Raw genomic sequence first — 10,223 nt, 5'->3', positions numbered from 1 at the left:
AAATATAACCACCTGTAGTTATGACTATATGGCTCTATCAACTTAATGTTGTGTTAATATTAAACATAACATAGAATAATGTTGCTAAAGCCAATTAGTTTAATCATTTTTAATGTAAGGAGTTCTATCTTGAAAATGATTTTCGAAATGCAGTATCGGCGTACAGAAAAGTTTATCTATAAACGTGAGGAGATCTGCTCAATCTTTAGAAGTGATGATATTGAGCAGATCATTGCAAAATATGACTACATTGTCAGTATTGATTTAGAGCGATTTGTTTACTCGCGTTCGACATTGCCGCCTAATTTCTTTGACAAACTAGCCTTGTCACTGCGAGAAGGCGAACTGTGTTACATCTCTTTCGAAGATGCCCTATCACGTTGGAGTGTTATCTCCCAAATTCCAATGGTTTTAATTCTCGGCACGACTGGGAAATCGGGGTTTTATAAGACTAGATTTGGCAGCATTGAGTTTGTGCATGTTCCTCATAGCCATGAAGTAATAATGGCTAACACAACTGAACCTTATGACACTATTCGTCTTGCAAAGAAAATTTTCGCTTTTGAGGATTTAAAAAGGATTGATAGAAACATGCACCTTATCGATTACGAAGAGCTATACGCTGAAGATTAAATTGATAAAAACAGGCTTCATACATTCGACTCAAAAACATTTGACAATTACTGATTAAGGCATTAGCTTTGTGATTGTGTAATTTAAGCCCCAATTTTACGCATTTAAATTAATCTATAATAAATTAAACATTAAATCTTTTTTGGGGAGGTTTGATTTATTAAGGATTAATTTATGAGTTTTGCTATATCTAAGAATCAAAAAGCACTGTTATCACAGCCTAACTATGTTGAGGCCAGTTCTCTTGTTACCTTAAATTTCAGTGTATTAAAACACCATCCTCGAACAGTTCATTTTCAAGACCCCATTGATTTATTTGTCGTATTCGCTCAAGCCCATACACTTGTATGTTTATCACATCAGTACTCAGAAGATAGAAGTCTTTTATCTGGGCGTTTATCAAATCGTTTTCTTCATCAAGTTGAGAGTTTTGATGACATTCTAGATGTCGTGTTTACGATGAACAAATCGAACTTCATGAAAACACATTGCGAAGATAATCAGTTAAAGATTTATCTCAATGATGATTTATCTGATTCTGAAAGAATCATTTCAAATTGTTTTTCATTACAAGAGTGGCTTTGTCGATTAAGTCAGCGTTCATCATTATAATTATGCACTTCCTCTACCCCATCGATTTTGCCAGTGCATCCGCACTGGCTTTTTTTAATCACTCAGTATCAATCTTAAACGTTGTGACCTTAACCTCAACTTCACGATTTTTCACTTCCCTACCTATAAAATCCCCCCCCATCACGACATGCGAATCAATATGGTCATTACACCCCTTAAAGACCGCGTTGTATTTCACCAAAACACGCTTAATACGTTATAATATGCAACTATTCTTTTAGTACAAACTAGGTTAGGAAAGTTGACAACTCAAGCAGACAAACTTCGCCATATGGTTCATACGATACTAGAAAGCGATGCTCTTCACTCCCACCAAGTCAATGCAGCAACAAAAACATTTAATGCTTTTATTGGCGACGTTCGAGCAGCAGTAACGGCGGCTGAAATGCAAGCTGGTAAATCAGGAATAGCTCTAGCCCTATGCTGCTTACAAAGACTCAGTTTAAGTGATACCGATATCTGTGATCGCAAGCAGCTTAAAGATACGCTTTACTTAGTCACCATGCCCGATACCGCACTAAAAGAACAAGCCGAAGCTGATCTGAGATTGGCGAAGAATGTAGTCGTCAGTAACTTTGTTAATTTTGAAAAAGCGTTAGAGAATGACTTTAAAGGTAATCCGCCTAAGCTGATCATCATTGATGAATGTCACTACGGTTCAAACGTATCCGCTGTCAGATACAGCAAGATCTTTGATTACCTTGAACAAGAGAACGATAGCTGTAAAGTTGTATTCATTTCAGCAACTCCTTTCGGCGCTCTTTATGGAGCCGAAACTGAATATCAAGAGGCGATTGAAATTCAGGAAGAAGCCGAATGTGATGACGATCAAGCTCTTATTCTTGAGGCTCAAGAAGCCGCTCAAAACGCACTTAAAGACTCTATTTTGAGGCGTGATTTCAACACTCGATTAGTGTTCCACAAAACCAGCGATGAATATTATGGTGTCCGTGAAATGCTGAAAAGTGGCAAAGTTAAAGGTCTCGAGCAAGACACTAAAAATTTCCTAGTTGACTCACCAGAACGTAACGAGTTTATCCAGCAATTCAAATCTCACGAAGGTATGGGGTGGTCTTTAGTCCGAGTTCCCGCTGGATTCGCAATGGATGCAAAAAAGTTTTTGATCAGCCAAGGCATCGACGAAAGTTCTGTCTATATTTTGGGAAACTCTCTTTCAGGCGTCCCTGAAGATGAGCATTGCAGTATAGAACGTTTTAAACGTGAGTTTGATGATGCTCTTATCTTTGAGGATAAGCTAATTGCAATCACAGTTGCTGGAGCAAGAGCTGGCATCAACTTTGGTGCTATGATGAAAAACAATTTAATCTCGACTTGGGATAGCACTGTTGCTAGCGTTGCAGCAGTCGTACAAGCCAACATAGGTCGTGCCTGTGGTTACCACGGTAATAATTCATCACTACACTTTACGAACCTAAATGCAACAGAAGCCTATGCATCTATTTTGGATCACTTAGAGAAAACTTGTTCTGAGGAAGCTGCATCTGACTTTGATGGACTAAAAGAGTTCTTTGAAGATGTGTGTCAAGAGTATCAAGTCAATGGGTTAGATGTTGGTTTAACGATCAAATACAAGCGTAGACGACCTATCGGTGACGTTGAAACCTATCGAACAGACAGTTATATCGCTGTACCAGCCAAACTATTGGATGACGAAGCGGACTTTACGCAATACACCAGAGACAAACACCTTCTTCAAGCTATTGACATAATTCGCAATGAGTTTACTGCCAAAGGAGCGCCAAGTGTCAAAGGCAATAGAGCGATGCGTGGTAAAAAGAAGAACTGGATAAAAGCTCAATGGGTAAATGGTGATAGCTACAATAATCCTGAAAAAGCTCATGCAGACGGTACTCAGGAAGAGAAAGCAAAGCTCTACACGACAATGCTCGACAACGGTGAGTATCTTGAGTTTAACCGTGTTGTCGCTCCTGGTTCAGGCGAACTATCAGAAAACAAGCTAGTTACAGCGACCATATTCAGCATATACAACATTTCTCGTCGCCAGGTTGATAAAAAAATCATGACCTTAGAAGAGGTTTATGACATGTGCGATTATTTCGATATCGAGCGAGACGACACTATGTTTGTACTCTACAAGCGTGGTGAATACGATATCGAGCGTTCTATCGCAAAGAAACAGCATAATGAATTGCCTGAAAAATCTGGAGATCTAAGCGATGAATCTCATTTTTCAGATAAAACCTAACCTGTACACAACTAATCTTAGTGGGGGCTTGTTAGCTCCCATTTTCGGTACTAACCATGAATAATTCTGATAAGCACCGCAAACTTACTGAGCATACAATCTCAAATAATACGTATCTACACCAGCGTGAAGCGGCACAACAAGCATTCAACCAGTTTAAAGCAGGATCTAGAGCAGTCGTCATTGCTGCGGAAATGCAATCTGGTAAATCAGGGGTTGCACTTGCCCTATCTTGCTTGCAAAGACTTTCGCTTTCAGATGAAGTGATAATCGACAGGAAATGTCTGAAAGACACGTTATATTTAGTAACCATGGCGGACCTTGCGCTTCAAGAGCAGGCCAAACAAGACCTGTCTGCTAGCAAAAACGTGGTCGTCAGTAATTTTACAAATTTTGAATCCGCACTAAAGACACACTTCAAGTTTCAAGCTCCTAAACTAATCATTATTGATGAGTGTCACTATGGTTCAAGCAGTGATAGCGTGCGATACGACAAGGTTTTCAATTATCTTGAGCATGACAACCGCCACTGCAATGTTGCCTTTGTCTCTGCAACTCCGTTTAGTGCGCTATATGCGGCTGGTGCAGACTCGATACTCCGCCACAACTTTAATACTTCATTAGTCTTTCACAAAACAAGTGACGAGTACCATGGTATTAGGCAAATGCATCGAAGCAACCAGATCATTAAGCTTGATGAAAACTCGCGAGACTTTTGTGAAAGCTCTTTACTGAGAAATCGTTTTATTCGGCAAATCAAAGAACATGAAGGCTCTGGTTGGTCATTAATTCGAGTACCTAGCAGTCAGGCAAAAATTGCAAGAGATGTTTTGCTCTCTAATGGTATTGAGCCACATCAAATACATATTATTGGTCAAAAACTAGTAGGTCTCGAAGATCATGAACTCTGCTCTATTGATGACTTTAAGCGTGAATACGAAACTGCTGCATTATTTGATGACAAACTGATAGCAATCACTGTCGCGGGATTTAGGGCTGGCGTTAACTTCGGTCAAGAGATGAAAGAAACACTTATCAACTCTTGGGATAGCACGATTGCTAATATTGCAGCGGTTGTACAAGCTAATATTGGTCGTGCTTGTGGCTACCACAAAAATACAACAGCAAAGCACTACACTAACCTAGATGCTGTCAGAGCCTATGGTGAACTACTTGATCATTTAGAGTCCAATCATAACAGCCATGAGTTTGAAGGACTTCATCAGTTATTTGACCAAATTTGTTCACGTTATGAAGTAAGAGGGTTTGACCGTGGTACGACAATAGCCCCTGTTTCTGAAACTAAGATTACGAAAAAACTTACCGATATCAAAACCTACTCAACCAAAGGCTATATTGCTGTCCCTGGTAAACTTCGACACCCTGATTTCGATTTCTCCATCTTTACTACTGACCCAGAACTTTTAGAAGCTATTAGCTTAATCCGTCAAGAACTGATAGGCGAAGATGGGCCATATAGAAAGAAGAACCGCGCCCTTCGTGGTGAACATCAGAATTGGATCAAAGCACAATGGGTAAATGGCGCAACATATGATGATGGAACTCAAAGTTGTGCAAAGGCAAGAGCATTAGCTTTCACCTCACGACTAAATCAAGGTGAAGAGGTTTCCTTTAACCAGATAGTGAATCCAGGTGGTGGTGAGCAAACAGAAGATAAGAAAGTTATGGCAAGTATCTTCAGTACATATAACTTATCGGGTCAAATGGATGCTTTCAAACGCTCATTAGATTCTGATGACATGGAAGAAATCTGTAGCTTACTCGATGTTGAACAAGACAATACTCTTATCGTTCTGTACCAACGTGGATCATTCTTGGAATCTAATTCTGAGGATGGACAACGTCTTAGCCATGACATCCAAACCACTCGGATACGACATAACAGTGTCTTCTAGGAACAACAAAGCCGCGATATTCGCGGCTTTGTTTCTTCTATATCAGGTATTACTCAGTAGCTACGTTGTTTATTTTTAACGCTTTCCAACCCCATGACATTTTCTTTTTATTATAGTTTAACACTGCTGTACCCTTGACCAGCATGCCATCGTTAACACCATGCTGCTCCATCAATAGTGGTGAGATAAAAATATCATCATCGGTAAACCCCATTCCATTAGATGCTCGAACACTACAACTAAAGTTCTTATACACAAGGAAGCTAGGTGTTTTTTCTGTCTGTTTAACCGATAATACTCTATAACGCTCACCCTGCTTAGTTTTAAACTGAGCGACTTTTACAGCAAGAAAATCACCTTCCTTTACAGTAAAGTCAATATCTGAAAAATGTACAACTGAGCTAATCTTCCTGTTTACAATGAAATGAAATACCTTTTTTTTCTGATTCACATGGTCAACTACCGCAACATGATCGGTAAAGATGTCCCAAATAACACCACACTCACGATTAGCTATCAAATAAACCTGATATCTACCACTACCATCATAGTCGCCTTTAATGCTTAACCCAGATCCTACATCACCAAACTTGTGCTTGTTTTCAGGAACTGAGATTTCTATTGGCTCAACTTTACCGTGCGGTACTAGATACAACTTTCTTTTTGGTTTATTTGGCTTATCAGGTAAAGTGAATTTTTCACCTATACAAGCCTTCACGAATGGTAAATCGCTACATAGTAACTCTTCTGCCTTTGAAACATTGGATTGATAATACTTCTTGTTAGATTCTGTAGCAGCAAAGCTTTTGTACCATTCCTGAGCTTGAAGCTTCTCAACATCTTCTGGAACTTTCAGTCCGTCCTTCGTTTTAGAGGCTACGACTTTATCTACTTCATGCTTTGCTTCAGCAAACTCGCCCTGAGAAGCTAATGCTTGAGCCATTTTAATACGAATTTTAGCTGTAAATTTATCATCCGTGTGACAAAGCAAAGCCTTACAATAGCAACTCAGTTCAATTGACTTATCAAGCTCTGCATTGACTTCCCCAAGTAATGCCCAAGCCCAGTAATCACTGACTTTAGAGCGGGTAACATCGGTAGCAAAACTTAAAGCCTCTATACTTCGTCCTAGCTTTAAGAGCAGTTTTGCTTTATTGAGTTTGAGCCATATATTTTCAGGAAAACGCTCAATAGCATTATCTAAATGCGGGAGAATATACTGCTGATTTTCGATAATATCAGAAGCAACCGATTCCTTAGCAGCCTGCTGAATAACTTTTTCAGCTAATGATGGATATTGAACCCCGTTATTGTTGATATAAGGTTCATAGTCCTCTTCTCTGAGAGAGTCTAACTGCCAATACCTCAAAAAGCTGATGAGACTAAAACTAGAATTACCAGCTAACTTAGCTGCTTGTTGTAGTATGCTTGAATGCAATAGTGACGGCTTTTCAACTAGATTGAGCTTGAGATAGTCAGCTAACAACCTTTTTGAACTAGATACATTTATGTGCTCTTGACCCAACGAGTGCTGTAAGAGTCGAAATAACTCCCACCCTAAAGAGGTTTGTACATTCAAATCGCCTGCACCTGAGCTACAAAGCTGCTTATAAATATTAGCAGCCTGTAGGTGATTCCCTTGTTTACTTAAAGATTTGGCCTTTTGTATCAATTGCCCATTAGGGTTGCATAACGATAGTGCGTATTGAACCTGAGTCGTTAATATCTCATCACTTGCAGCAACGTCTATCGATTGCAGTTGCTGTGAATAATAAGCTAAGTTTTGTTGCTGATCGGACTGAGAATCTCGTTTCAACAAATCTATTAAGCACCAAGCTAATGCCTTAAAATTCCATTCATCAGAAGCATTTTCCTTAACAAGCTCTACAGCCATCTGATATGCTTCATCAAGTTGCCCAGATTTACGCTTAGCAAAAACATCTTTACTAGTAATCATCCGCTCAGCCCCTCTGTAAGTATCAGGTCAATCTCAGCGACAAGATCAGAGCCAACGCATTTACTTGGTAAAACAGACTTCTTAGTAAATTGTTGCTTACCATTAAAGTTAATATCAAAAACTGCAACAGAATTGCCCTTACTAAACGTATATCTCAATGCCCATTGCTGCTCTTCCGCTGAGTTCAAAGTAATACCTGCACTACTCACCAGTTCCATCAGACGCTGGTGAAACTGATTTTGAAATTCCTGCGAAAATAAAACTTCAGGTGCGTCACTCGAATCATTGACCAAGCCAAATTTTAATGGTGCTAGTAGCTCTGCAACCTCGCTACTAAACGGATTAACTTCGATCAACTTAACCTGACTCACTTTTCCCTTTGCGTTATACCAAACATTGATCCTAGCGAATTCACTTCCTCGTTGAATAGTATATGCCTCGTGATATTGCTTATGATCAATATCAACTACAGCACAGCCACTACCTTTTAAGGAGTCACGAACTGAGCCTAATAGCTGCATTAAAAATGCTTCACTCTGAGGTATACCAAATGTGTTGTCATCTGAGAGATCAAATACTGGAGATTGATCAATGTTGTTGCCTTCAAGCTGTACGGAAACGGTAGTCTCGCGCACATTTGCTTTAGGAGCAGGTTCTATGAAACCATTACCAACGGTTGTTACTGATTTCAAACCCCCACCGAGTTTTATTTTGGGAGGCTCTAATAAGTACAACTGCTTGGCGGTACGAGTGATTGCTGTATAAAACCAACGGAAATATCCTGCACTGAGTGTATTCTGATGCGTTTTACATTTAACAAAAACATGATTCCATTCGCTACCTTGAGCTTTATGGCATGTTATCGCATAACCAAACTTAACACGAAGTGCATTAAAGTACGGATCTGTTCGCAGTGTTTCTTTGAACTCTAAGCTATTCCTACGTAGGTTTGAATGCCGCATACAAAAATCAACATACAAAGCCTTATTTTCATCAGAAGATAACTGTGGTTGCTCTGAGTAAAGTAAATTTTCGACTATTTTTGCCCTAAAGAAACGCGCGATTCCTGTGAGATCTTTAAAACCAATGTCCACCTCTCGGAAGCTCAGCTCTACCTCGACTCTCTTCTCTTTACTTTTTGGGTTTAAAACGACTCTTCTTATTTCACTCGGCCCAAGTACCTGACGAACTAAGCCAAACTCACCGTTAGAGATATAGAATCCATAGCGGTCATTGTTTGAGACAGCGATTACTTTGTCGCCATTTGAAATTTCTGGTTGTTCTGGAAAGAAATGCTCTCGAATTCGATAGTTATATTGCATCACATCACGATTAGAACCAGCAACGACTATAGACTCACCGTTGATCTTCCCCTGACATGACTCAAGATATTTAGGTAATAAATCAGCGTATTCAATTTCCTCAACATCGGCAAAGGTAGTGTCTAGACTAAGTTGGTTAAAGACACCTGCTTTAAGTGCATTACGTAACTGAATTGAATTTATCATTACACCGCTGTCAGCTTTTTGTCTGACAACTTCAGTTAACTCGTAACTTACCGTATCTAACCCAAATTTCTGTTTCAGGTAATCTGCTGAGAGTGCTGGTGAAAAACTCATTCCAACTGGCGGTAACTGCGCATCGTCCCCAATAAAAATAACTTTCTTACGGTGATCATTGTGATCTAAATTTACGAACTTCAATAAATCACTCAATAACTTTCCTGAACCACATCGGAAAAATTCATTATCGTTGTATACATCAGAAATCATAGAAGATTCATCAATGATGAATACAGTATCAGCAGATAACTCATTTACCGCGATCTGAGCATAGAGCTTGTATGTCTCAGACTCTTCACCTGATTCGTCTCGATATTCAACTAAATCTTTGAAAGAATAAATTGTCTTATGGATAGTGAAGGCGCTGCATCCCGTTTTATTTGAGATAACCTTTGCAGCTTTGCCCGTAGGCGCAGATAGTACACACGTACGACCGATTGACCTAAAGTACTCAGTAAGGCCTTTTGTAATGAAAGTCTTACCAGTACCCGCATAACCTTTTAGCTGAAAGACACTCTTTTCTTTATTAGAAAGAAATTGCTCTAATTGCTCTACAAGTTCAGCTTGCCCAGCAGTTAAATTATATTCCGAAAAGCTATCATGAATTGAAATGTTCTTATTAGTTACTTCCTGTTCAAAATCAATAGATCGTGCCGCTTGCTCTGCACTTGCCTTAAACCTCTCAAGTTTAAGCGCATCAACTTCCCCACGAAGTTTAGAAAGCTCATCTAAAGCACTTTGCTCATTAGCTTCAACGGATAACAGCTCCTGTTTAGCTACTTCTAGCTGTGATTTCAACTCTTCATTACTTTTAGATAGCTGCCCAAATGAATCTGGTTTCTGTGGTTGAACGAAGGCTGGGTAACTTGCATCTGATTCACCACTATATGCTTTATATAACCATTGACCTAAAAAGTAGGCCTCTTTAATTAGCCAAAGAGCATCGTCTGTTGTTCCTTCATCATGATGTACCGCTCTATTCCCCTTCATACGAAGCGCATGAAGTTTCTGACACACATCATCACCAACAACTTCGATAAACTCGTCGGACTTGAGTTTATCGATTAAGTTGGTTCGTGGTTCGCACGGCAGGGAAAGCTCACGGTACAGAACACCCACAAGCGCTTCACAGAAGCAACGTAGTTTTGTTAAAGACGACTGAGGGTCAGTATATACATAACCCTCTGCATATTGAGCAAAACTAGCTAACTGAGGCCAGCGATGCTCAAGAAGTTCAAAGTTCCCAGCCATTTATAACCTTTATTATCAGTGTGACTTCATATGTGAGTCACTTT

6 protein-coding genes are annotated in these 10,223 nt (G+C 39.5%); 4 read left to right on the top strand and 2 right to left on the bottom strand.

The window, feature by feature from the left end; genetic code table 11:
- Nucleotides 1-147 precede the first annotated feature (147 nt).
- From AB4323_RS13090 to AB4323_RS13075, 4 genes are all read left to right on the top strand, one after another.
- Complete coding sequence (locus AB4323_RS13090; RefSeq protein ID WP_372152676.1) at nt 148-633, top strand: hypothetical protein; 486 nt, start codon at nt 148-150, stop codon at nt 631-633.
- Nucleotides 634-807: 174 nt separating this feature from the next.
- Nucleotides 808-1,245 (top strand): hypothetical protein, encoded by a 438-nt coding sequence (locus tag AB4323_RS13085; protein WP_069535830.1) that lies wholly within the window; start codon nt 808-810, stop codon nt 1,243-1,245.
- Nucleotides 1,246-1,507: 262 nt separating this feature from the next.
- On the top strand, nt 1,508-3,493 hold the full coding sequence (locus AB4323_RS13080; protein WP_372152674.1) for a glutathione synthase: 1,986 nt from the start codon (nt 1,508-1,510) through the stop codon (nt 3,491-3,493).
- A 56-nt stretch (nt 3,494-3,549) separates the two neighbouring features.
- A complete protein-coding gene (locus AB4323_RS13075; protein ID WP_148490910.1) occupies nt 3,550-5,409 on the top strand; it encodes a DEAD/DEAH box helicase family protein in 1,860 nt (619 codons plus the stop codon).
- Nucleotides 5,410-5,458: 49 nt separating this feature from the next.
- Here the strand turns inward: AB4323_RS13075 and AB4323_RS13070 are convergent, their stop codons facing one another.
- Together AB4323_RS13070 and AB4323_RS13065 are read right to left on the bottom strand one after the other, a co-directional pair.
- Complete coding sequence (locus AB4323_RS13070) at nt 5,459-7,366, bottom strand: DUF7017 domain-containing protein (RefSeq protein WP_203483910.1); 1,908 nt, start codon at nt 7,364-7,366, stop codon at nt 5,459-5,461.
- Nucleotides 7,363-10,179, bottom strand: a complete 2,817-nt coding sequence (locus AB4323_RS13065) for an AAA family ATPase (RefSeq protein WP_372152672.1) — start codon at nt 10,177-10,179, stop codon at nt 7,363-7,365. Before AB4323_RS13065 ends, AB4323_RS13070 begins: the two co-directional genes overlap by 4 nt.
- Nucleotides 10,180-10,223: the final 44 nt, after the last annotated feature.

Origin of the sequence: Vibrio sp. 10N.261.52.C11 (genome assembly GCF_041471405.1) — a bacterium.
GTDB classification, from domain to species: Bacteria; Pseudomonadota; Gammaproteobacteria; order Enterobacterales; family Vibrionaceae; genus Vibrio; species Vibrio crassostreae_C.
This window is presented reverse-complemented; position numbering and strand designations above follow the sequence as displayed.

Excerpts from the sequence above, each read along its gene's own strand:
- AB4323_RS13090 (WP_372152676.1), top strand. The coding sequence starts at position 148 with ATGCAGTATCGGCGTACAGAAAAGTTTATCTATAAACGTGAGGAGATC.
- AB4323_RS13085 (WP_069535830.1), top strand. The coding sequence starts at position 808 with ATGAGTTTTGCTATATCTAAGAATCAAAAAGCACTGTTATCACAGCCT.
- AB4323_RS13075 (WP_148490910.1), top strand. The coding sequence starts at position 3,550 with ATGAATAATTCTGATAAGCACCGCAAACTTACTGAGCATACAATCTCA.
- AB4323_RS13070 (WP_203483910.1), bottom strand. The coding sequence starts at position 7,366 with ATGATTACTAGTAAAGATGTTTTTGCTAAGCGTAAATCTGGGCAACTT.
- AB4323_RS13065 (WP_372152672.1), bottom strand. The coding sequence starts at position 10,179 with ATGGCTGGGAACTTTGAACTTCTTGAGCATCGCTGGCCTCAGTTAGCT.